Below are 23,305 nucleotides of genomic sequence, written 5' to 3' on the forward strand. Positions count from 1 at the left end.
CTGAGACAAACATGAAGTAGCTAATTAACGGGGGAACGCCGTGTACGGTGAAAGTCGTACGCACGGTGTGAAGCGGGGGAAAAACTGGCGATAACATCAAAAGTTTACCTATCGCTATCATCTGGAGACGTTACCGCCTCGTTAGCCGACATTCAACTTACCGCTCGTTTAGAAAAAGCTGCTAAGTTACTACAGATTAAATTACAAGATCACATTATCATTGGCTCAGGTGGAGAGTATCTATCGATGAGAGCCGAAGGACATATTAAAGAGGATGAATAACCCTAATGACTGATATTGGTCATTGGGGTTTTCTTTTTGCAGAGAGGACGGATTGAAATGTTACATCAAACAATCAACATACTAAGAGAACAAACGGGGATTGAAACAACTGAAAAAGACTGGGGATTCGAATCGGTTACTGCTGAACGTGAAGAATTGGACCCAGCAATTATTCAGATAAGCAACAAAAAATTACCAGCATTAGTTATGACTCATTTGTTCGTATACGTGGATCAGGAATCAGGCAAGGATTACGTGGTGTACTTCCTGACGGATATTCACAGTGAGCACGAATTTACTCGTGGGTTATTAATAGAAGGAAAGCTTCAATGGTATTTAAATGGTGAGTCCTATGATTAGTCCTGAAATATGGAAAACGATAGCTGAATGCCTACAGGACATCCTATTGGCACTAGAGAAAAATGAAAGGATTGGTGACAACGATGAAGTGGTTCAGATTGATTGCGAAGATCGCAACAGCAGTGATTGTGACGTTGATTAATACGCAAATTATTTAATAAAGATAACAATAGAGAGGATGAACACAATGATCGAGAAGAAATTGGAGATCGTAAAAACGGAAATTTGGCGAGACTCGGAAACGCGTACCCATCGATATGTCTTTAGACGAGAATGGGAATCAGCGAAAAAAAATGAAAAGTCCGGTCCATTGGCAGTCGTGATAACCATTAGACCAAGTGATGTTGAGCCGTTCACCACAGATTTGACGCTATTTTTAATAGAACAAAATATTCGAAAGCTTGGAAACTACTCTGGTTTTCTAGCTGTTAATCTCTTTAGTTCCACAGAATTAACAACGGCATCTTCATTCACCTCTAAAGGAACAGACGAGAACACGATGGAGACCTTAAGTACGGCGCTCTGTCAAAAAGGTGTAGAGACGATCATATTTGCAGTGGGATCAGTAATTCATTCGAATACGATAGCATTTGAACAGACTAAGACGGTTTACAATTTGCTTAATGCGAAACAAAAGAAAATGACGAAAGTATTAACAGATCCCAATACTGGAAATTGGTCACATCCTTTGAACCCATCTTGTAGGAAAGGTTGGAAATTGGCAAATATTGATCCAAAAGTATTTGATGCCAAAGAGTAACTCTTGCGACAAACACAAGAAATTGTCGCAGAAAAAGCCGCAAGATATGCTTTTTTGGAAGGGTTATTATTATTTTACTAAATGGATTGAATGGGGGAGGGCAGATGAATGAGGTCAACACGCAAGGGTGGAATAAGGTATATCGTGAACTTGAAAAAGTCATCGGATTAGACGCAACACTTAATCTATTTAAGGAATATCGTGGAATGCAATTGAATTTACCCATTCGATTGATCTCACGATCCTATATGTTGGAAGTGCTTCGGAATGAGTACACTGGATACAACAAGCAAGAATTAGCCAGACGATTTGGTTATAGTCAGAGATCGGTTGAACGAATGCTGAGAGAAATCAAGAATTCTAAATCTAATGAAGTTAATGAGGGCGATTTTCCACCCTATTTAACGGATATTGAAAGAAAGAGTGAACAAGATGGAAAATAGTAGTTGCTTTAATCAAGCAAGCTGTTGTTGTTCGTTGATAATTCTATGTCTCTTCATGATTTGGCTACTAGGTTTTAAGGCGGGGTTATTAGCAATCGTTGTTCTGTTTGTCGCGGCTGCTTTGAATCATTTTTCAGATAAGTTGTAAGGGAGGATTGTCCTAAATGCAAAGACAAAAGATGCTTAAAATCATTGGATTAGCCATCGTAGGATTTTTTGTCCTAGGAACAGTATTCAATATGATTCGTTTTCGTGAAGGTGCACGTTTAGGTAACTACAAGAAGATTCAGGAAATGGTTACTACTATTGAGGATCGAGAGGAATCTATTCCTACAAAACGAGAAGCCAAAAAATTATTGAAGCTTGGAAAAAATTATTTTCGTTCTAAACAAGGTAGACTCAAAGCATATGATCTAGGGATGATGGACTACAATGTTTTACAAGTAGCAAAAAGAATGATCTATTACTATCCAGAACTTCAAGGTCAATATAATGATTTAGATGGTTGGCGAGAGCATGATCTCAAGCGATAATGATCGGTTCAAATTGAAAAAAGTGAAGAAAAACATCAAAAAAAGCGAGAAGAGGAAAATAGATGAAACGGTGGATAAAGTATGTTGTAGTGTTGGTAGTTGCAGGTTTCTTTTTAGTCGGTTGTAAAGGGGATGATAATCCTCATGAACCGGTCAACTCCAAGAATAAAGGTGAGGAAGTTAAAGTTTTTGGGAAAACATATAAAGTAAATAAAAACGGTGTGGCAATTTATAATCGTTATGAGGAAGCTGTTAAGTTGGTACAAAAAGGTAAATACGAAGAAGGCTATCAGATTTTAGAAGATATGGGTTCGGAGTTTGAAGTCAATACGAATGAAGGCGATGTTATTGATTTAATCAATGATGTCCGTACACAAACACATCCAATTGATGATCTAGTTAGCATTGATAAAATCTATAAGGATTTTGACTCAGACGATCCTGGGTATCTACCTAATGCTTACCATGAGTTGACTGATCCATATTATGAAAATATCTATTCTTTTGAACCTTTAGATTCAAGGATCGAAAAAATTGCAAAACATCTTCAAGCTAAGTACGCTAAAAAAATTAATAAGCAGGTAAAAAAATATGATAAAGAAGTAACCGAATCTATTTCAAGAGAACAAGCACAGGCGACAACAGAATCAAGCGCCAAAATAGAGATTAGTGTTGATAGTGAAGGATTTTATCACATGGACGATGAATCATATAACAATTTGCGGGACAGAATAAGCGACAAGATCAAGCGTGCCAACGGGATTACTGATGATAGTTCACAAAATGATGAACCTGTTATTAGCTCTAAAGAGGAAGCCGTAGCAAAGGTAAGGGAAGTCTACGGGGACAGTAATGGCGATACACTTTTTCAAGTTGTAGAAGGGGTTAGAGAAGATAGCAAGGGTGAATTTTATACTGTAAGATTAACTTCAAAAAAGGATAGCGAAGAGATAGCAATAGTGAAAGCATATACTGATGCTGAAGTAGTTGTTGATTGATAAGAATTTTTGGGATTTTTGGGAATAGTTATTGATGATTGATCTGAAAGTAAATAAAAAGTAAGAGAGTGCCCCATGTACCCAAAAGAAATTGGGAATGTGGGGTCATTTTTTTCGGTTAAATCCTAATGAATACATAGCTTAATGACATACCCAAAATTCCCAAGAATATGAAAAATGGCTATCAAACTCTTAGCTTGTATATTATGATTCTATTGAGGTGATTATATGAATATTTACGATTATCAGAATAAAAGTTTGACACCATTGTTTGAACCAGCTACATACTTTCGACCCCTAAAAAGAGAAGATAGTGGTTTAGAATATATTCGAAGCCTAAACTTACTATTGCTTGCAATAAAAAGAACGAAAGAAGTTTATCCTGATGAGGTACAAAAAATCCTTCCTAATTTAGTTAGTATCATAGATAGTGTCGAGTGTACTTCAGAAAATGGTTATCAGGACTGGATAGAAAAGAAGTTAGATGACAAATTTATGGAGAACAGTGACAAACTAAACATCTGTCACGAAAATAACAATTTGAATGATTTAGAGAATCTATTGTTGATTTTAATACTTCAAAGTTTTAAACCATCTAATGTGCGTTATGATAAGCAATTAAAAACACTATTGGAAGAATCAAAAGCTAATACTAAATCTTTAGTAAAAAGAATCCGCCCTGAGACGGAAAAAGATAAAGAAAAATACGATTCTTTTATTAAAAATTACGGAAAAGGTTATATTAATTGCTATATGAGTTTGCAGATTTTATTTATCTCTTCCTATAGCTCATCCTTCAGAAAGTTTTTTTCAGAGATACTTAAAGAAAATCGTGATAAAAGGTTTGAAGAGTACAAACAGCAAGAACGACGAAAAGGAATTAAATGGGACAATAAGAAGATGAATGATGAATTTTTAAAGGACAATATTTTCAATGGTTCATCATATTACTATTTTGATATTTATTCCGACTTTATTGAATCAATTAAAGAGAACGAAGTGTCAGAGATGGTACCGATTGATCCACATATAACCACAGAAAACTTACCTGAAACTGAAACCTATACCGTTTTAAATGATAGGAATGCTAATTGGTGGTTACTTGAAAAAAAGAGAGAAGATGAAATTATCTATGAAAGTGATTTGATTCAAAGAGAGATTCATAATTATCCATTATTTAGTTTACTCGACGTTATTATCGCAGAGGTTTTCTTTCCAGGACTGAGTGAACTTTATGCTAATTTTATTTCTGTAGGGCTTGCATATGAAGATTCAGTTGATTACTTATCGTTTTATTTAAGTTCTGGATATGGACGTCTGTCTTATATACTTACTTGTAAAGAGAATGGTAAAAATAAAGAAGCTTGGTTTTAAAAGAATACTAATAGAGCATCAAGATGATGAAAATCATTTTGTTGCTCTATTTTTTGTATGTTTTTTAAATGTCAAGGGGGAAAAAAAAGAAATTTTTAGCTTTTTTTCCTGCATATCTTTTCTCTTCTTTCTTGGTATTGTTGATATGTAATTACGAAACAGCCACAAAAAAGGGTTACCGGTGATCCGATATTAGCTATATCGGAGGGAAAAATATGGAAAGCAACAAGCTCAAAAAGATCCAGATGAAAGTTTCTGTAAAAAAAGGGGGGATCGTTATGGATTTTCTTAATTTCTTTATTCGTGGAAGACCTAATTAGTAGGTTTATAAAGAAGACCTTGACAACTGAATATATGAAATTGAATTGAAAAAGTAAGACGTGGAAAAGGTAGTGGAAAAATGGTTTTTAATTTGAATAAGTTGAATACAACACAGGTAGAACCCATGATTGCAAGGATTATGGATCTTCAAAGAGATAATATGTCAAACATTATGATTAGAATGAAACAACTTGATGAAGAGACAGGCGACGTTATTGAAGGAACAGATAGATTCTTTTCAATTAATACTTTTGGTTTAGGGAACGGGACAAACTATTCAGTCGGAGAGGCTTTTGGTGCCTTTACTGAAGTATATCAAAATGAAGTAGGGTGCTACGATCTTGAAAAGCTAATTGGTTTTGATGTCGTATGTTTTATTCACAAGAAAAAATCACGAGATGGTAATCAAACCTACCACAATCTAGTTGATGTTTTTCCTCTAGAGGTCTTGCAGTTTCCTTGGATGGTTGAGGAAGAAGCTGATGCCTGATTTTGCAAATTTAACTGACTGCAATTACCAAGCGCTTCATGTGCTTGGTAACAGTGAGTTGGTCCCAATACCATCCAAATATTTAATCGGGAAAAAGGGAATTTTTAAGATAGTAAACAATGGATATCCTATTCCGATGTTTGTTAATCAACGTGTCACAGTGATGAAAATAATACTTGTTTTAAATGAATCGATGTCACTAAAGTGTAGCAAAAGCCACTGTCGTTGTAACTGAAGCTAGATCATTGAAAACTAAATATCTGAAGAATTAAAGTACGAAGAAAGGTTGGTATAACAATGATTAACAGGAATTTTAGTTCCCTCAAACCTATAAGTAATACTAGTAGTATCAGGGTAGCCTAAAGTATGCTGATTGATTACGTCTTGATCTCCTTTATTCAAACGGATGTTACAAGCATTAGCGAGTATTTTTTCTCCTATTTGCCTAATGATTGGGAAGTTCTTGATAGCCATGTGCGTGGCTTTCAAAAGATGTACACCAACAGAAAAATCTTTGTTCATTATGACAATAAAGGAGAGAAAGATACGGTTCTGATGGAGATTCGATCAAATGGGTGCCGCTTTTTAGAAAAAGAAACGGAACACAGCTGGTTATTCTTTTTTCAGCAGCTTTCTGAAATAGCAGACACTGTTTCTCTGGAACGATTTAATGTGAAACGGATAGATATTGCGGTCGATAGTTATTCCAAAGAAACCCTAACGCCAGCACGTGCATTAGCTTACCTTAAACGGAGATTAGTGACTTCTAGATTCCAAACGAGCCGATTGATTAACGAGTTTCGTATTAAAACGACAGAAGTGATTGGTGACAGCCTATACTTTGGCAAGCGTACCAGTGATTTATCTGTATTAATTTATGATAAACAGTTGGAAACAAAAGGTGAGTCAGAATGGTTTCGTACAGAAATCAGATTTCGAAATAGCTGGGCCGTAAAACTTTTGTCTGCGTTATTGGATCAGCCAGAAAATTTCGGGGCATTTGTGGCAAAAGCACTGGAACAGAATATTCAGTTTCGGTCAGGCTATCATAAACGTTCCGAATTAAGACGGCAACCTTTAGCAAAGTGGTACCAATCCTACCTAACATCTATTAAACAACAAAGATTATACGGTCTAAATATCAACTTAAAGAAAGATAACACTAAGGAACCCTACTAACGAAAGTGAGGAATTTAATATGTACAACAAACACAACTATGACGAAGAAAATTGGAAGTCTCTCATTAAAGAGGATACTGCTTCACAAGAAAACCATAGCTCAATCAACATGCCAGCTAAAGAGATCTTCCATAAAGACAGCAAAGACCTGCTAGATGATTTGTTTGGCGGAGGTGGGCAGAATGTCTTCGGAGGATACGGACTTATAAACCAGGCTCACATTCTAGAAACCAATAATCTACTAGGTGAGAGTGTAGAGTTATTCGTTACAAAACTAACAATTTCTGATATCGTTCTCGGAAATACATTCGAGTATTCTATTGATTATCCGTTAGCAATCAATGATAGCTACGGAAGCTCTTTTTTAGAACTGATAAAAAAGATTCAAGCGGACGAAGAATGTGCTTCTGATGAACTAAAACGATTGTCTGGGCTCCTAATTAATAAAGATTTTGATTTCAATGAAGAACGAGAAGGGCTTGTTTCAAGTGAAGAAAGAAAGCATATACTCCCAATGTTTTGTCAGGAAATTATTGGTCTGCAAATGTATGTTAACGGCACTATTGAATATAGTTGTAGAGATAAACAACAACACTTTTTTATAAAAGATTTAGAAGTACGAAACTGGTTAGGTGACTAGCTTCAGCGGGTGAATTACCAGCAATTCAATGCGGCTAATCGGTTGAAAAAATCAGGGGGAGGAAGTAATCCTTCTCCTGATATAAAGGGGAATAAAAGTGGATTTTAAATAAAAATAGAAATATGGAAAGAGGATTATTATGAAAAAAACATTTTACGCGGTTCGTAAGGGCGTTACTCCTGGTATATATACGACTTGGGATGAGGCAAAAGTGCAGATACATGGTTTTTCCGGGGCATCGTACAAAAAATTTAGCACAGAAGAGGAAGCAGTTCGTTTTATAGAGGATAGTAATAATTACTTAACGCACGATAATGAAGCAGAATGTCAGCTATACGTTGATGGAAGCTACTCTGAAGAAAATAAGCAGTATGGTTGGGGAGTTGTTGGAGTCAAGGATGGAAAATCCTTTTATTCTCGCTACGGGGCAGGAAACAACGAAGCCTACCTATCGCAAAGACAAATTGGGGGAGAAGTTGTTGCTGTTCTCCAAGCGTTAGATTATGCGATCTATAAAGGATTTAAAACGGTTGAAATCTGTTATGACTATGAGGGTATTGAAAAATGGATAACCAGTGAATGGGAAGCAAGATCGCCTATAGCAATCGCGTATAAGTATCATTTTGATTTGAAAAAAGAAAAAATTAACGTGCAATTTAGAAAAGTAGTTGCCCATACAGGGGATCATTTTAATGAACGAGCAGATAGATTAGCAAAGAAAGGGGCAAATAAGAACATTTAAAGTAGTGGGTCAAGCAATAAGTTAAATGAAACTTGTGAGGAGGAATGGATGTGGAAAAAACAGATTTCTACCAAATGCCAGACAATGAAGGAACAAGCCAATTCGATCAATTGGCAAATGTACTGGCAAAAGAAATTTTGCGTTACCTGTATTAAATTACTGTGCGGAAGAAGGGAGTGGCTTTCTTCCGCTAATTTTTTCTAAAAATAAGAAAGGTGAGTTGTATGGTTGTATGGATGTAGCATATTGTCGAAGTTCGGATTGGCAAAAAGGGAAGGTCGCATTACGATCACAGAAAAATGAATCTATACATGAGGCAAAGAAAATAGGTGTGGAAATTCCCGAAGAAAACTTTCTGTTTGAAAAAGGAAAATCAGGGCGTAGCTTAGAACGACCTAAGATGCAACAATTACTTGAGTGGATAAAATCTGGCAAACTGGATCATGGGCACCTATTTATTTCTAGCTATGATCGTCTAACAAGGAATTTAAGTGATCTTACCTACTTGTTGGAATTGTTTGAACTTCATGATGTTCATGTTCATTCCGCTAAAGAAAAAATTCCTGATGATATGACGCCATCTGTACGTACCTTTTATATTCATTCATTGGGTGTAATTTCTCAAAACTATTTGGAAACTTGTCGCAATCATGCATTTGTAGCTGCAGAACGGAGGCGAAAAGAAGGGAAGCCACTTGGATCAGCACCTTATGGATATGAGTATGCTGAAGGTGGATTTGAACTGAATCCAAAAGACGGAGATACAATTGGACTTATCTTTAAATTGTACATATCCGGCCTTGGCTATAAAAAAATCTGCAAAGAGTTGACTAAAAGAGGGAAAAGTATTTATGGAAGAAGTTTTAAAGAAACGGATATTTATCGAATTCTTGGCAATATCACGTATGCGGGGATGCTTGGGAAAGGAGAAAATATCTATAAGGGGAAGCATCAAGCAGTGGTTTCATTGGCCGACTTTGAACTCGTTCAACAGCTTCGTAAAGGTAAACAAAGAGGAAAAGTGTATGAGTTAGATTACCCTTTAAGAAGAAAGATAATTTGTTTCTGTGGTTGGCATGTCAGTTGTCATACGTACAGCTCAAAAAAAGGTCGTTTAAAAAGATACTACTCCTGTGCTAATCCGATTCATCGTGATAATGGCTACTCTTTCAAGCTACCAGCAGAAACGATTGAAAATCAACTACTTACCCGAGTCAGAAGATTTTTAGCTAATCAGTCCTTTTTAAAACAGCTATTACAGCACGTTAAACAAGAACAGAAACAACAACAACAATCTGAAACTAAGCGGTTAAAAAGAGTAAAAAAACGAAAAGAACAGCTGTTTTCTGCCTATGAAAATAAATTGATTAATCTCTCTGATTTCAGTGAGCAACTTAAACAGCTTAGGAGGGAAGAAATGAAACCTAAACAAAAACAGAGCGCAGTAACAACAGAAAAACTAGCTACATTAATACTTACAGAAGAAAAAGTAAAGGATTGCTTCCTTTTCGATTTGGTTCAACGAGTCGAACTATCTGCTTCAAATGAAATGGTTGGTCTATATTTAAAACAATTACCGGATTATAATTTATTACAAGGGGGAGATGGAAATGAAGCAACAAACCATGTCTCCTAATAAAATTGATTTCAGACATCTAAATAGACAACAACGACGAGCGTTAGGTATTACGGTAGTTGCGGGTTACACACGGGTGTCAACTCCAGGACAGGCGGAAGAAGGTCTGAGCTTAGCAACGCAAGATGAGAAAATCATTCAACGAGCGAAAGAACTAGGATTTCTATATTTGATGACGTACACAGATAGTGGAATTTCGGGAGGGGACATTGACCATCGTTCGGGAATACTTCAATTACTGGAAGATGCCGAGAAAGGATTATTTGATTGTGTGATCATTTATTCCATTTCGAGAATCAGTCGAGACCTCACTGATTTCTTAAGTATTGCCAGTACGTTAGAAAGGTATGATATTAAGCTAATTAGTCTTTCTGAGGTGATTGATACTTCCAACTCATCCGGAAACTTTTCAAGAAATATTGTAGCGGTTGCTGCACAATACGAACGTGAGCGTACGAGCGAAATTGTTGCAGAGAATATGGATGAGATTGCTAAAGAGGGGCGTTTTACAGGGGGACGTATGCTTGGATATTGTAGTGGAGTGGATGAAGAAGGACGCAAAACATTGATTATTGAGCCTGAGGGAGCGGCTATTGTGCAAGTTATCTATGAAAAATATGCAGCAGGTGAAGGGTATCGTGCGATTGCCAACTACTTAAACAAACAGGGGTCAAAAACTGTTACAGGCAAAGCCTTTAGTGCAGGTGGTGTCAAAACCATCCTATCCAATCAGAAATATGGCGGTATTATTGAATATGGAAAATACCGACAATGGAAAAAGAAACGTAGACGAGGGTTAAATTTGAATCCAATTGTTCAAAAAGGGATTCATCAACCGATTATCGAAGAAGAGCTGTATAGAAAGGTAAGGGAACGGTTAGAGCTAGAACAAAAACAGCCTAATTGGAATCATCGTGGTATGAACGTACTGACTGGATTATTAAAGTGCCCAGTTTGTCATGGACCGATGGCAGCTTCCAATGTAACTAATACACTAAAGGATGGCACGAAAAAGAAACTTCGTTATTATTCTTGTGCAAATTTCCGTAATAAGGGAGCTTCTGTCTGTAGTGCAAACTCTATCCGAGCGGATCATGCCGAGCAGTTTGTGGCTGACCGACTCCGTGAGTTGGTGACAATCCCAGAGTTTCTTTCTTCTTTGGTAAAAGAGATTAACCAAAAGATACAGGAAGAGATCCGACCATTGGAGCAAGAGCTAGCAGTGTTACTAGGTGATATTGAAGAACTCAACGAAAAGCTGGAAACATGGAAAAATTTTGAATTGATTACCAGTGATTTTCCAGAAGAGATTCTCCTTCGAAAGAACGAGGTGAAGGAACAGTTGATGTTTGCGAAACAACGGGAACGAGAGATTCTTTCCGTGCTAGAACACCAACATCAGAAAGTAACTATAGAAGATACAGAACAACTTTTCCAAGCCCTAGATAAGTTCCTCCAAACAGCTGATAAGTTGGCTATAAAGCAAGTCTATCGTACATTTATTCAAGAGGTTAAGTTTGATCCATTGAATAAGAATGATATAAAAATAACTATGGCATTTGATGAAACGGTCATTCATCAATTAAACCAAATATACCAAGAGACTGTATCCAAACAAACGGATACAGTCTTTTTTGTGCTGGAGCGACCTTTTAGAGTGGTCATATAGAATCATCATGAATATCTATTCGAACAGTGCGATCCATAACGAAACCCTAGCTATTCCAAACAGCTAGGGTGATTGTTACGGAGGGGCGTAACATTATCTAGGATTTCAGGTTGACACAAAATAGAATTATGCTAAAATTGGTTTATCAGGATCGGATAATGATTAAAAAAGTCAACCGGATAGGTAGGAGGAAACAAATGAAGAACCAATTTCAAGAAAGTGTTGTACAGTCAATTTTGAATGTACTGAGCTTTACAGAAAAAGACTTAGGCGAAGACTATCAAAAATCTATTTCTAAGTCTAGTAGAAATGGATTGACTCAAGCAGTATGGGCAAGAAGAAGTGATATGTTAGATGAAGAGTTTGGTGATACAGAAAATATAGAGGTTCTTCATGTTCCTCGTACAAAAATCTGGCAGATAGATCCTGTTTTTGATCAAACTTCTGGAAACTTGTATCTTTTGTTCAGTACGCGTAATCTTCTCGCTGTAAAGAATCGATTTCAGAAACATGGTAAATACACGCATTATGCAGTTAGTCTGCTTCTTTTGAATAAGGAAATGAGTCCTTTAGATGGGGAACAGTTAGAACTTCTACCAATTTCTGAAAAAGATAATCAGAAGGTTGTTGAAAAACGAGAAGCGGATATAAAGAGAATAGTGGGCGGAAGAGGCGAAAGAATCAGCCAAGTAGTAATCGTACACGCAGATTACCATAATGGTGAAGCGATTAGTGCTGAGGTAGCGAAGTTCAATGATCTTTTTGAACTATGCGAGGTTCTTGATGTTTCAGATATGCTAGAATATGGGTATGAAACTCCAAGTGATGAAAAACAACTTGTAAAACTTAAAAATCCTGACTCCCCAGAAAATCCAACTAAGGTTAAACGAATTGTAAGATTGAAAGAGGATACGGAAAAGCAGAAGAAAAATAAAGGATGATGAAAAATGTCTATGCCATTTGTTGGAGCAAGACTTCGAGAAGCGAGACGATTTCGGCAATTATCAATTACTCAGCTTGGCGAAAAACTAGGAGTATCTAAGCAAATGGTTTCAAAATATGAGAAAGGTATGGCTCAGCCAAGTGCAGAGGTATATCAGAAAATTGTAGCTGAACTCAACTTTCCACTCGGATTTTTTCAAGAAGAGGACAAATTTTCTTTTTCAGATAATGGGACGTTCTATCGGAGTAGGTTGTCTTCTACACAATCAGAGAAAAAACCAAGTGAATTATTGAAAAAGTATTTAGGAGTTATAGCAAATTATTTTGAAGAATATGTTGATTTTCCAAAATTAGAAGATGCATCATTTTCGGAAGATCCGATCTTAGCTGCTTCAGAATTAAGAAAATTATGGGGATTAGGCACTAAACCAATTAGTAACATTATGGCTTTAATGGAAGAAAAAGGTTTTTTAATTGGTAGTATCAATTCGCACTCAGAGAAAGTGGATGCTTTCGGTAGTTACAGTAGTGTTAATGGAAACGACTATTACTGTGTTTTGATAGACCAAGACAACAATTCTTTTTTCAGACAACAGTTTAGCTTGGCTCATGAGATAGCTCACTGGGTTTTGCATTCGAAAAGCATTGATCCACAAGAGTTAGGTACTGAAGAATATCGCCAAATGGAGAAAGAGGCTAATCTCTTTGCTTCAAATTTTTTATTACCAGCCGAAGAATTTGTTGATGATATCAAAGAGAATGTAGAGGATTTGGAGGCATATGTCGCGCTAAAAAATAAATGGCATGTTTCCGGAGCAAGCATGATTTATCGCGCTAAAAGTTTAGATCTACTAGATTCGGAACAGTATTTACGGATACAGAAAAAAATGAGTTATAGAGGTTGGCGAAGAGCAGAACCTTTTGACGAAATAGCAAAAGTTTCTAGGCCGGTTGCAATGAAGCAAGCCTATGAATTATTAGTTGATGCGAAGATAATTAATCCACAGACATTTAGAAAGGAATTACAGCTTAAGTATGGAGTTGTTCTTCCTACAGATGTACTTGCAGAGCTACTAAATGTACCAATCTCTGAGTTACAATTACAGAGTAATATCGTTCAAATAAAGTCGAAATTTGGATAAAAAACAGGACCATAAAAAGATGAAGATGACTTAGCTAGTTGTCATCTTCTTTTTTAGGTACTTTAGTGCTATCGAAAAAAGTTGGATGTTCAAATAATCTTTGAAATAGAGTAGGCATTACTTTTAAGTATTACAAAATTTATAATAATTAACTATATAGAGAGGTATAAAGCATGCGTGGTGATAAAGAAAAGGAATGTTTGTGTCTGTTACAAAAGAGTTTGGAAAGTATTGAAGAAAAGGTAAATTTTTATGGTTGTTCAAATGATGAAGTAGGGAAAATCAAACTAGCAATACTTGAAGCAGTAGAAAATCCAGATACCAACGCATTCCCAGATTTTGTTTTTGAAGGTGGATTTATCGAGCATTTTCAAATAACCTCGGCTAAGGAGACAAAAAAAGGTTCTCATCATAAAAAGAAGAATGCCGAGTTAGACAGAGATTTCGATGCAAAAATGAAAGAACAACTTGAAAACTTAATCACTAATAGGGAAGGAACTAAACTGACTGAAACTCACGAACAAACTGGCCACAAACACTCGTATTTGCTTAAATCGTTATCCCAAAATTGTACTAGTCATCTAAATAGTTTGGAAACGAGCAATTTGAAAAATATAAAATTTAGTTTTTTTATGATTCAGTATACTGATGGTTTACTAGAAGTGAAAAACATTGATGAAGAAGATTTAAAACATAGATTAGATTACACCCCCTTTTATCCTCATTTAGATAAACAAGTGTTGAAACTTATTCAAGGATTGTCAAATAGAATTAGTCATGTAATTTTTGTTTTTCAAGCTAATTCATATTTAGCATATCCTTATGATGCGACTTTTGAAATATTCTCAACAAAGAATTTAGAATCATTGATTTCTCAATTGGAAAAAGAAAACTATGATTTTATACCGATCGATGGCATGAGAGTGACTTACGAGGCAAATATCCATGATGCATCGTTCGATTGAATATGGAAAAGGAATCCTAGATTCTTTGATTTTAAAAAGCTTGCGTAAATATCATTCACTTACGATGCGGGAGTCCATATCATAAGTAAGTATGTTTTTCTATTGAGAGTCTTTTTTCTTTTGAAAATAGGTTTTGATTTTTTTATTTTAGTCTGTAAAGATTCCCAAAAGCACTTTGAAATTTGATCCAACTCTTTGTCAGATAATATACTTAGCAGAGCAAACAACCCGTTCACGTGGGTTGTTTTTTTAATAAGCCAACTGCTGGATATAGGATTGGATCAGAAAATCAATCAATAAAATCAACGAGAAGTGGGGCGAGAAATCTGATTTATTGATCATGACTGGTTTTACGAAACTGTGAATCCCGTGCTCAGCGACCTTTTCCAACGTACTGCTTGGTGAGTTGACGATGGCAAGAGTGATGCTGTCGGGCAGCTGATTGATTCTTTCGCAAACGCGGATCAATTCTTCGGATTCTCCGCTATTGGATAGAAACACCGCTAATGAGTTCGGCGTCGTCTTTTCAAAGCTCCAAATAATCTGATGGTCAGATATCAAAGAGCAATTCAGTCCCAGCTGCTGCAAGGCTAACTCTAAGTAATTCCCACAGGCTTTGGTTAAGCCGATGGCAAAAATATAGATCTGGATTTTATTTTGGAACAGGCTGGCGACCTTTTGGACGCGAGCATCTGGATTTTCCTTCAAGGTTAACTGAAAATTTTGTTGGATGTCTTCGTAAAAATTGTCCACAGGCTGCGGCAATTGCTCTAAATAAATCTCTTCTAAAAGATATTTCAAGCGGCTGAAACTGTCTACATTTAGCTTTTTCCCCAGACGGACGACTGTCGTAGTGCTGACGTTATTATCTTCGGCTACTTTTGTAATCGTCAGCTTGCCAATGTCTGCTAAATGTTTTTCTAGATAGTCTAGTATGATGTTTTCAGCATAGGTTAGAGTCCCTTTAGAATTTGGAAAATACTTGATTAGACTCATAGTAATCACCTCGTTTGTTTTTATTAATATACCATGCCAAGAGTGAAAGTAAAAATTTACTTTTAGATAGTAAAAGCTATTTGGCACCTGCGATGCTATATTTTAAAAAAAGAGAAAGAAGGTAAGGATATGCAACTTGAAGCGTTAACAAATCCAGGGCTGATTTTTTTGCAGGAAACATTCCAAAGTAAGGCGGAAGTCTTTGAGTCGGTCGGCGAGCAGCTGGTGCAGCAGGGAGTCGTAACCAATAAAGCACGATTCATCGAAGCGCTTTATCAACGGGAAAAGGAAAGTCCGACAGGTTTGGAGAATGGGATTGCCATTCCTCATGGAAAATCTACTAGCATTAATGAAGCCGCTTTCGCCATTATTCGTTTGAAAAAACCTATCCAAGATTGGGAAAGTCTTGATCCGGCGAATCAGGTATCGTTGATCTTTCTACTGGCCGTTCCAGAGAAGAATGCCAGCGACCTGCATGTCGAGCTGTTGGCACAGCTTTCTCGCCGTTTGATGAATGCAGAGTTTGTCGAAGCGATTAAACAGGCGAAGACAGAGAAGGAGGTTCTTCAGATTCTAAGCCGCAAAGCGTCTCAAGCAGATCAGAAAGTTAACAGCAATAATGGCATCATTCTAGGTGTGACCGCTTGTGCTACAGGAATCGCTCATACCTATATGGCGGCAGAGGCTTTGGAAAAGGCGGGGCAGGAATTAGGCTATCGAGTAATCGTAGAAAAACAAGGAGCTAACGGCATCGAGGATCGTCCAACGAAACAAGAAATCCAATCAGCGAAGGGCTTGATTCTTGCTACTGATGTGGAGCCGCAAAATATGAGTATTTACGAAGGCGTCCCTTTTATCAAAACCAAGGTAGCTGAACCAATTAAAAATGCGGCTGATTTGATCGAGAGAGTTGTTGAACAGCCGGTGGGACGGTATCGGGCATCAAGTCAAAACACGGAGACTCAGGAAAAAGGTTCGATCGGATCGGAAATGTATCAGGCGTTGATGAGCGGAATTTCTTACATGATTCCGATCGTAGTCGGCGCAGGATTGATGACAGCCATTCCACAAATCGGCGGCCTGTTTCTAGGAGTTGAAAGCGGCACAATCGGAGATGCGATAAACGCCACCAGCAGTAACTCAGCTATTTCATTTTTATATTACTTAAATCAGTTTGGCGGCTTTATTTTCAGCTTAATGTATCCTGTGCTCTCTGCTTTTATGGCGAATGCAATTGCTGGAAAAGTAGGAATGACCGCTGGTTTTATTGGCGGCGGACTAGCTGGCGGAATGATGTATGGCTTGACGGGCATTGAAGGGCGAACGGCGTCGGGATTCTTAGGGGCCATCGCTATTGGTTATGTAGCAGGATATTTCTGTAAGTTTTTGAATACCAAAATCCATCTTTCAAAGAATATCCAGTCCTTGAAGCCGATGCTAATTATCCCGCTTCTCAGTATCTTGGTGGTGTATGTTTTGAATATGTTAATCTTTGAACCGATCGGTGGCGGCTTGAATAATCTGCTGTTTGACGTAATCAGTAAATCTTCAGGAACCTATGTGGTAGCAATTGTCATTGCGATGGCGACCGCTTTTGATATGGGTGGACCGGTTAATAAGGCGGCTTTTGCAGTGACTCTGGCGCTAGCTACAAACGAATCCTTCCCGATGACAGCCAATATTTTAGGCTGTATCATCCCGCCGTTAGGAATTGGGATGTCAGTGATTTTGAATCAATACATCTTTAAAAAGAACATTTTTGATGAATCGTTGGAAGCGGCTGGCTATACCTCTTTCATTTCAGGCATCATCGGGATTAGTGAGGGCGCAATTCCCTTTGCGCTGAAGAATCCACTGATTACGATTCCGTTGAACTTAGTCGGATCAGCCTTGGCGGCAGTATTGGCTACGTTATTCGGTGTAGAAATCTGGTTCCCAATTCCACAATTTTGGGGCTGGCCGCTGGTTCAAGGCTTGCCGATGTACCTGGTATCTTTGGCGGCAGGCATACTTTTCGTCGCACTAGGGAACATCTTTATTCGAGAATATTTATTTAATAAAAAAGTAAAGCAGGTAGGAAATAATGACAAACGGGTGCGTAGTTAATCAGACACATTGGGATAGAGAGTGGTATTTTACCAATGCGGACGCTTTGGTTTTAAGTGAGGATATTTTTTCTGACATCTTAGAAGAATTGGAGCAGCATCCAGAAGCCAATTTTTGTCTGGATGCTCAGAGTTCAATTTTAGATGAATATTTGGAAATCTGTCCAGAAAATGTGGATCGTGTGAAGCGTTTAGTGGAAAAGCAGCAATTATTCATCGGACCTTGGTTTACGCAAAGTGATTGCTTACTTGTAGATGGCGAATCCCTTTTAAGAAATGCCATGATAGGGGTACGGGATTGCAAGAAATATGGTGAGTACATGCCGATTGGCTATCTGCCGGACACCTTTGGATTTAACGCCCAGCTGCCGACTTTATTACGACAGATTGGTTTAGACAATGTCATTTTCTGGCGAGGAATTGATTTTACCAAACAGGTATCGACTCCTTATTTCCGATGGAAAGGTTTAGGAGAGAAGGAAGTCTTTGCCATAAATATCCCCCAAGGCTATGGCTGTTCACCAAATTTGAAAACAAATCAGGAGTATATTGATACACGACTGGATGGTTATCTTGATTTTGTAAATCAATTTCAGGAGCAGGAAGCAATACTAGTCCCAGCCGGCGGTGATCAGCAGGCAGTAGTCAGAGATTTAGAGGAAAAGCTGGAAGAAATTAATACTAAGAGTAAGCATCAGTATCAAATCAGCTCGTTTCCTGAATTCTTATCTTTAGTGAAACAACAGGTGGACTTGCCTGTCTATGAAGGAGAGTTTCGCTTACCCGCTTATGCACGTATCCACCGAACGATCTCCTCTGTTCGGATGGATATCAAGCAGGTAAATTACGAGCTGGAACAGAAGCTGATTAAACGACTGGAACCCCTATACGTATTGGCTGGCCGTTATGAGATCAACATTTCTAAAGAGCTGTTGATCAAGACATGGAAAAGAGTGTTGGCTTCTCAAGCCCATGACAGTCTTGGCGGCTGTGTGTACGATAATGTCGCCGAAGATATCCTGCACCGTTATAAAGAAGCCAATGAACTCGTTGATGGAATTGAAAATGTCATCTTGAAAAAAATGGCTCGCAAGCTTGATTTAGCAGAAAATGAAGTGTTACTCATCAACACCCAGGGACGAGCAAGGGAGAAGTTCTATAAAATCAAGGTGTTAACTGAAACAAAAAAAATCAAGTTCGCAGGCATTGACGAAGCCTACATTGTCAGTGAGAAGAAAACGATGAGCCGAGAGAACATTTTAATTGAAAAGCCTGAAGGAAAGTTCTACTTAACTGAGCCGGAGTACTTTGAGTTGGAAATTATGGTGAAGACACGGGTGAAAGGATTGGGCTATAAGGTCATTTCCTTCGAAGCAAGTGAAGAAGAGTTACCAACTTGGGTAGTTACTGACAAGGGAAACGAGCTGAAAATCGCTGAAAAAGATTTTGCTCTGAGCTTTGAAAATGGACATATTCAGGCCTATTACAACAATCAATTGATCCCCGACTTTGTTCAATTAATGGACTGCGGAAATGATGGCGATACCTATGATTTTTCACCCTTACGAGGGGATGTAGAAATAGCCTTGCCGTTTCATTATGGGGAAAAACAAGTAGTCGGGAATTTAAAAAAATTAATCGTGTACGGGGCGGCGGCTTTGCCAGTTGATTTAGCGGATCGGCAGAATTCAGCCGGCAGATACAAGGAAGTTACTTATTCGCTAACCCTTACTTTAGACGCTGAAAAGCGTTCTGTCGATGGAAAATTAGAAGTGGATAATTGCGTGCTTTCGCATCGCATGCGCTTGGTCTTTGATCCTCAGTTGGCTAATAGTGATACGTATGCGGGAGTAACGACAGGATTCTTAAAAAATAACCAAGTCGATCTGACAAATACAGAGAGCTATCCAGAGTACCCAGCACCGCTAAATGTTTTTGATAAGGTTGTGGCTTTGGCGGATTCAGACAAGCAGTTTATTTTTTATGGGCAAGGGCTCAAGGAATATGAAGTGCGTGATAATAAGCTTTACCTTACGTTATTTACTAGTACCGGACAGTTTGGCAAGCCGGATCTGCTATGGCGGTCAGGGCGAGCTAGCGGAGATACTACGAATCAAGGGCACGTGATGCACCAAACACCTTTGGCACAGCTTTTAGGACAGAGAGTCTTTGACTTTCATTTTGAATTAACGGCAGGAGTATTTAACGAGAAAGCCGCTTTTGCAGAATTGGATCGACTGTCGGAACAAGCGATCAGCTACCAAGCCCAACAGCTGAATCATTTTGTCTATCGATTAGACAATAAAATCCAAGAGCGCTCAGAAGTTCCGCTTTTACTGGAGGAAGATGGTGGATTAGAGTTAGGAGAGCTACTCCTTCAGGCAGTATACCCCTCTTATTATGAAAAAGGAAAATACCTCCTTCGTCTGGCTAATCCAACAGGAGAAACAGTGAAGGTAGACGTGGGACTGTTTAACAAGCCAGTCATAGTAACTGCGCTGGAAGAGTCTGCAGCACAGGTGTTTGAACTGGCACCCTATGATTTATTAACAATAAAAGTTGATTATTAAGGAGAATTTTTTATGATTACACAATGGGCGATCGCCGGAACAGGGTTTGCTGCCTCAGATTTTATTTCAAAGCTAGACCGTCAAAAATATGATGTACGTGCAGTGTTTGACATTAACGAGCAGGCACTAAAAGCCTACGGAGAGAAATTTCAGGTACATGACACCTATACCGATTTTGCGGAAATGCTAGATTCGGCAGTGTTTCAGGGGTTATATATCGGTACACCAAATCAAACCCATTATCCTTTGATGCTTCAGGCATTAAAAGCAGGGAAGCATATTATCTGTGAAAAAGTGATTACACTAAATTCACAGCAATACAAGCATATCCAAAGCCTGGCAGAAGAGAAAGAGCTTGTAGTCATTGAAGGCATTACCCTCTTTTATATGCCGCTCTTTAGCAAACTTAAACAGCTAACGGACACAGGCGATCTGGGACGCATGAGCGGCATCAATGTCACCTTTGGTAGTGCGAAAGCGTTCGATCCAACCAATCGTTTCTTTGATCGGGAGAAAGGCGGGGGCGCCCTCTTCGATATTGGTACCTATGCGCTTTCTGCCCTCGTTTACTTCTTGGGGACAGATTGTCAGTTAGTGTTTACTGACGGAACCTTATCGGAAACAGGCGTCGATGAAAAATCCAGCTTTATCCTGCGCAATAACGAGCAAATGCTGGGCACAGGGATGATCTCTTTTCGCGGAAAGCTGCCTAAACAAATTGTTCTGTCAGGCGAAAAAGGCTATATCGTAGTAGAAGACTTTCCAAGAGCTGAAAAAGCCACGATTCATTGGAATGATGGCAGAGTGGAGCAAATGGAGATCGGAAATGAAGATCAAGTATTCAATTCCGAAATCGAAATCCTCAACGGCTATGCCCGCAATGCTTCAGAAACGGAGTTGGACGTACGGGAAGTCACAGGGAAAGTTCTGTCTATTATGGATCAATGCCGTAAGCAGTGGGGATTAAGTTATCCTAATGAGGATTTGCTGCCGTAAAATCTCTCGTTTGATATGTTCACTACACTCTGTTGAGAATAGAAATTAAATTAGTTTATTAAAATACTCACTCATCAAAATAGATGAGTGAGTATTTTTTTGTCACAGAAAGTATCGGATGGAAATATAATGACCAGGGAAGGGAAAGTTTGCGCATATATTCAATCAAATGGAAAAATTGGCAATAAAGCAGTTCAAGATCTTTTAGACGTAAAAGAAACTGTAGCAAGGAACCTTTTGAATAAAATGATTGAATCTGGCGCTATCAATGGGGGTGGAAAAATAGGAATGGTCCAAACCAACACTACGTTTTACGGATAAAAACATTTAAGAGCAAGGAGTAGTCAAGAACTAACCAAGGAGTATCTTAGAAAAAGCTCTCAATAGGCACAATTGATAGAGTACTTTTTAATCAAAAGTGATACTAAGAATTGCCCATCATTATAAGCTAAATAATTTGCGTTATGATGATGGGGTTGTCTGTTTTTATAATGGGTGTCTTAAAGGAATGTAAAAATATCATTCACTTACGATACGCAGAGCCGTATCATAAGTAGGGATATTTTTTTATGAGAGGGTGTTTATGTGACCGATAAACCAGATTTTAGAAGAAAAAAGATCAGAGGATGGAAAAGAAGAGCAAGGGAAGTAGATCGTTGGAAAAATGACAACATGAATTTAAACTTAGGACTATTAGAAGAATATTCTAGGGACTATGTGAAATTAGGAAACTTATCTTTTTATTCACTGTTTAGAAAACATATTTTACCATCATGGTACAAGCGGTTAATTATTCAAGCATTGATAGATGTCTACGATTCTTGGAAACAGACATTGGATGAGTTAGGTGAACCTTACTATTTAAAGATTTGGATTTTTGAAAAGGATATTTTACATTCTCAAGTAGTTGCGAGTTATAGAGGAATGTTGAATTTTTACGATAATACCTTTGCTGAAGTCGAGAAGGTCGAGTCCTTGCCAGATGAATTAGCGATCAAGAATGCGAATGAGCTACTGTGGCATAAAGGATTCGACTTAATTTCATGGTCAGAAAATGACTTACAGGAAGGTATTGATGATGGTTTCTATACGATCGAAGAAGTTCAATCAATTAAGGAATCTGCCAATTGGATAAGTGAAATTTCTGACGAAAGAGTTTATGTAGTCAAAGATGGTATGGTTTGGCTTGGCGAACGCTAATAAACTTGAATAAGGACGCAAATAGTAATCGTTTAATCTGTATTGAGGAATCGGCAATTTTTCTGCCTATTTGTTTAGGTGTAGCTAAAAAAATAATATGAATAAAACTGTGTGAGGTTGTATTGAAATATGAAAAGAATTTATCATCCTTTGCCAGAAATTAGTAATAAGGAAATAGAGCAAATTTTTCAGACAGGTAGTATAGAAGAGTTAATGGTATTGCCGCTCTCGGTTGGAGAATATCATTCGAATTGGAAAAGGGCACAAGATATATGTGTAGAACTATCAAAACATACTGATGAGAAAGTTCGAGCTAATAGTGCATTAGGGATTGCATACATTGCACGTACAAAGGGGAAATTAGAAAAACATATTGTTAAACCAGTGCTGTTGGAATTATTGAATAATTGTAGTGAGTATAGATGGAGAGTAATTGATTCAATTCAGGATATTAATATTTATATGAATTGGACTATTGGAGAAAAGGCAATTAGTAGGCTTGAAAAATTAGAGTGATAGTGCAAAGTTAATCCAACACAATATTTTTACCGAAAATATTTCAAACGCTTTATATCACTTGCGTTAATTATAAAAAATATGTTGCTAAATCGATTTATAAATATATAGTGGTACTAATAAGTTCAATTATCTCAATCGATAATTGAGCTTATTTTGTGTTTAAAGCAAGAAACAACAAACGATTGATACACAAGAAAAATTATTACATTGGATAGGAAGTCGATGAACAAGTATTAAAAAAACAGTTGAATTCAACAGAGACTATCAAAGAGACATCATCACGATTATTCAAAGATAAGAAGATTCCCCACGATTATCGAGTATTGGAATGGCAACACTTTTTTTGACAAAAATTATAAGGTGTTGTGAATCTCTTGGTGTTATTGCTCCGATTGCCCTTGACAATGAGCCTCCTCGGATCGGATTCTTTCCGGCAGAAGCGT

At 37.7% G+C, this 23,305-nt stretch carries 25 protein-coding genes; 24 read left to right on the plus strand and 1 reads right to left on the minus strand.

Features of this window, described 5'->3' with window-relative positions:
- Nucleotides 1–90 precede the first annotated feature (90 nt).
- From KQI58_RS20360 to KQI58_RS20445, 18 genes are all read left to right on the plus strand, one after another.
- Nucleotides 91–282 carry a JAB domain-containing protein gene (locus tag KQI58_RS20360; RefSeq protein ID WP_367397959.1) on the plus strand — a complete coding sequence of 64 codons (192 nt, stop codon included), beginning with the start codon at nt 91–93 and terminating at the stop codon, nt 280–282.
- 57 nt (nt 283–339) lie between these two features.
- Nucleotides 340–642, plus strand: coding sequence for a 4'-phosphopantetheinyl transferase (locus tag KQI58_RS20365; protein ID WP_216410780.1), 303 nt, complete (start codon nt 340–342; stop codon nt 640–642).
- Nucleotides 635–784, plus strand: a complete 150-nt coding sequence (locus KQI58_RS20370) for a hypothetical protein (RefSeq protein WP_216410781.1) — start codon at nt 635–637, stop codon at nt 782–784. Before KQI58_RS20365 ends, KQI58_RS20370 begins: the two co-directional genes overlap by 8 nt.
- 45 nt (nt 785–829) lie before the next feature.
- Entirely contained in the window at nt 830–1,402 is a 573-nt protein-coding gene (locus KQI58_RS20375) for a DUF1643 domain-containing protein (RefSeq protein ID WP_216410782.1), read from the plus strand.
- Between the two features lie 104 nt (nt 1,403–1,506).
- Nucleotides 1,507–1,845, plus strand: coding sequence for a Mor transcription activator family protein (locus KQI58_RS20380; protein WP_216410783.1), 339 nt, complete (start codon nt 1,507–1,509; stop codon nt 1,843–1,845).
- Nucleotides 1,835–1,993: a hypothetical protein gene (locus KQI58_RS20385; protein ID WP_216410784.1), complete on the plus strand. Its 159-nt coding sequence runs from the start codon at nt 1,835–1,837 to the stop codon at nt 1,991–1,993. The genes KQI58_RS20380 and KQI58_RS20385 overlap by 11 nt, the downstream gene beginning before the upstream one ends.
- Before the next feature lie 16 nt (nt 1,994–2,009).
- The gene (locus tag KQI58_RS20390; RefSeq protein ID WP_216410785.1) at nt 2,010–2,378 is read left to right on the plus strand and encodes a hypothetical protein; all 369 of its coding nucleotides are present in this window, start codon (nt 2,010–2,012) and stop codon (nt 2,376–2,378) included.
- A gap of 62 nt (nt 2,379–2,440) precedes the next feature.
- Nucleotides 2,441–3,376 carry a hypothetical protein gene (locus KQI58_RS20395; RefSeq protein ID WP_216410786.1) on the plus strand — a complete coding sequence of 312 codons (936 nt, stop codon included), beginning with the start codon at nt 2,441–2,443 and terminating at the stop codon, nt 3,374–3,376.
- Nucleotides 3,377–3,604: 228 nt separating this feature from the next.
- A complete protein-coding gene (locus KQI58_RS20400; RefSeq protein ID WP_216410787.1) occupies nt 3,605–4,750 on the plus strand; it encodes a hypothetical protein in 1,146 nt (381 codons plus the stop codon).
- A 400-nt stretch (nt 4,751–5,150) separates the two neighbouring features.
- Nucleotides 5,151–5,561, plus strand: a complete 411-nt coding sequence (locus KQI58_RS20405; protein ID WP_216410788.1) for a hypothetical protein — start codon at nt 5,151–5,153, stop codon at nt 5,559–5,561.
- A gap of 366 nt (nt 5,562–5,927) precedes the next feature.
- Nucleotides 5,928–6,740: a replication initiation factor domain-containing protein gene (locus KQI58_RS20410; protein ID WP_216410789.1), complete on the plus strand. Its 813-nt coding sequence runs from the start codon at nt 5,928–5,930 to the stop codon at nt 6,738–6,740.
- A gap of 19 nt (nt 6,741–6,759) precedes the next feature.
- A complete protein-coding gene (locus tag KQI58_RS20415) occupies nt 6,760–7,380 on the plus strand; it encodes a hypothetical protein (protein ID WP_216410790.1) in 621 nt (206 codons plus the stop codon).
- A gap of 139 nt (nt 7,381–7,519) precedes the next feature.
- Nucleotides 7,520–8,122: a ribonuclease H1 domain-containing protein gene (locus tag KQI58_RS20420; RefSeq protein ID WP_216410791.1), complete on the plus strand. Its 603-nt coding sequence runs from the start codon at nt 7,520–7,522 to the stop codon at nt 8,120–8,122.
- A gap of 232 nt (nt 8,123–8,354) precedes the next feature.
- On the plus strand, nt 8,355–9,758 hold the full coding sequence (locus tag KQI58_RS20425; protein ID WP_216410792.1) for a recombinase family protein: 1,404 nt from the start codon (nt 8,355–8,357) through the stop codon (nt 9,756–9,758).
- Nucleotides 9,733–11,427: a recombinase family protein gene (locus KQI58_RS20430; RefSeq protein WP_216410793.1), complete on the plus strand. Its 1,695-nt coding sequence runs from the start codon at nt 9,733–9,735 to the stop codon at nt 11,425–11,427. Before KQI58_RS20425 ends, KQI58_RS20430 begins: the two co-directional genes overlap by 26 nt.
- A gap of 197 nt (nt 11,428–11,624) precedes the next feature.
- On the plus strand, nt 11,625–12,368 hold the full coding sequence (locus KQI58_RS20435; protein WP_216410794.1) for a DUF5986 family protein: 744 nt from the start codon (nt 11,625–11,627) through the stop codon (nt 12,366–12,368).
- 6 nt (nt 12,369–12,374) lie between these two features.
- Nucleotides 12,375–13,511: a helix-turn-helix domain-containing protein gene (locus KQI58_RS20440; RefSeq protein ID WP_216410795.1), complete on the plus strand. Its 1,137-nt coding sequence runs from the start codon at nt 12,375–12,377 to the stop codon at nt 13,509–13,511.
- A gap of 173 nt (nt 13,512–13,684) precedes the next feature.
- A complete protein-coding gene (locus KQI58_RS20445) occupies nt 13,685–14,476 on the plus strand; it encodes a hypothetical protein (protein ID WP_216410796.1) in 792 nt (263 codons plus the stop codon).
- A gap of 249 nt (nt 14,477–14,725) precedes the next feature.
- On the opposite strand, the gene KQI58_RS20450 is transcribed toward KQI58_RS20445, so the two are convergent.
- Nucleotides 14,726–15,472 carry a MurR/RpiR family transcriptional regulator gene (locus KQI58_RS20450; protein WP_216410797.1) on the minus strand — a complete coding sequence of 249 codons (747 nt, stop codon included), beginning with the start codon at nt 15,470–15,472 and terminating at the stop codon, nt 14,726–14,728.
- 129 nt (nt 15,473–15,601) lie between these two features.
- Between KQI58_RS20450 and KQI58_RS20455 the strand changes: the two genes are divergently transcribed.
- The 6 genes from KQI58_RS20455 to KQI58_RS20480 all read left to right on the plus strand — a co-directional run bounded on the left by KQI58_RS20455 (nt 15,602) and on the right by KQI58_RS20480 (nt 22,859).
- Complete coding sequence (locus KQI58_RS20455) at nt 15,602–17,578, plus strand: fructose-specific PTS transporter subunit EIIC (protein WP_216410798.1); 1,977 nt, start codon at nt 15,602–15,604, stop codon at nt 17,576–17,578.
- Nucleotides 17,556–20,147: an alpha-mannosidase gene (locus KQI58_RS20460; protein WP_216410799.1), complete on the plus strand. Its 2,592-nt coding sequence runs from the start codon at nt 17,556–17,558 to the stop codon at nt 20,145–20,147. Before KQI58_RS20455 ends, KQI58_RS20460 begins: the two co-directional genes overlap by 23 nt.
- Before the next feature lie 12 nt (nt 20,148–20,159).
- Nucleotides 20,160–21,143 (plus strand): Gfo/Idh/MocA family protein, encoded by a 984-nt coding sequence (locus KQI58_RS20465; RefSeq protein ID WP_216410800.1) that lies wholly within the window; start codon nt 20,160–20,162, stop codon nt 21,141–21,143.
- A 99-nt stretch (nt 21,144–21,242) separates the two neighbouring features.
- Entirely contained in the window at nt 21,243–21,464 is a 222-nt protein-coding gene (locus KQI58_RS20470) for a hypothetical protein (RefSeq protein ID WP_216410801.1), read from the plus strand.
- 351 nt (nt 21,465–21,815) lie between these two features.
- Entirely contained in the window at nt 21,816–22,343 is a 528-nt protein-coding gene (locus tag KQI58_RS20475; RefSeq protein WP_253296059.1) for a hypothetical protein, read from the plus strand.
- A gap of 129 nt (nt 22,344–22,472) precedes the next feature.
- Nucleotides 22,473–22,859 carry a hypothetical protein gene (locus KQI58_RS20480; RefSeq protein WP_216410803.1) on the plus strand — a complete coding sequence of 129 codons (387 nt, stop codon included), beginning with the start codon at nt 22,473–22,475 and terminating at the stop codon, nt 22,857–22,859.
- The last annotated feature ends 446 nt before the right edge of the window (nt 22,860–23,305 follow it).

Origin of the sequence: Enterococcus raffinosus, from assembly GCF_018917525.1 — a bacterium.
Lineage (GTDB): Bacteria > Bacillota > Bacilli > Lactobacillales > Enterococcaceae > Enterococcus_A > Enterococcus_A raffinosus_A.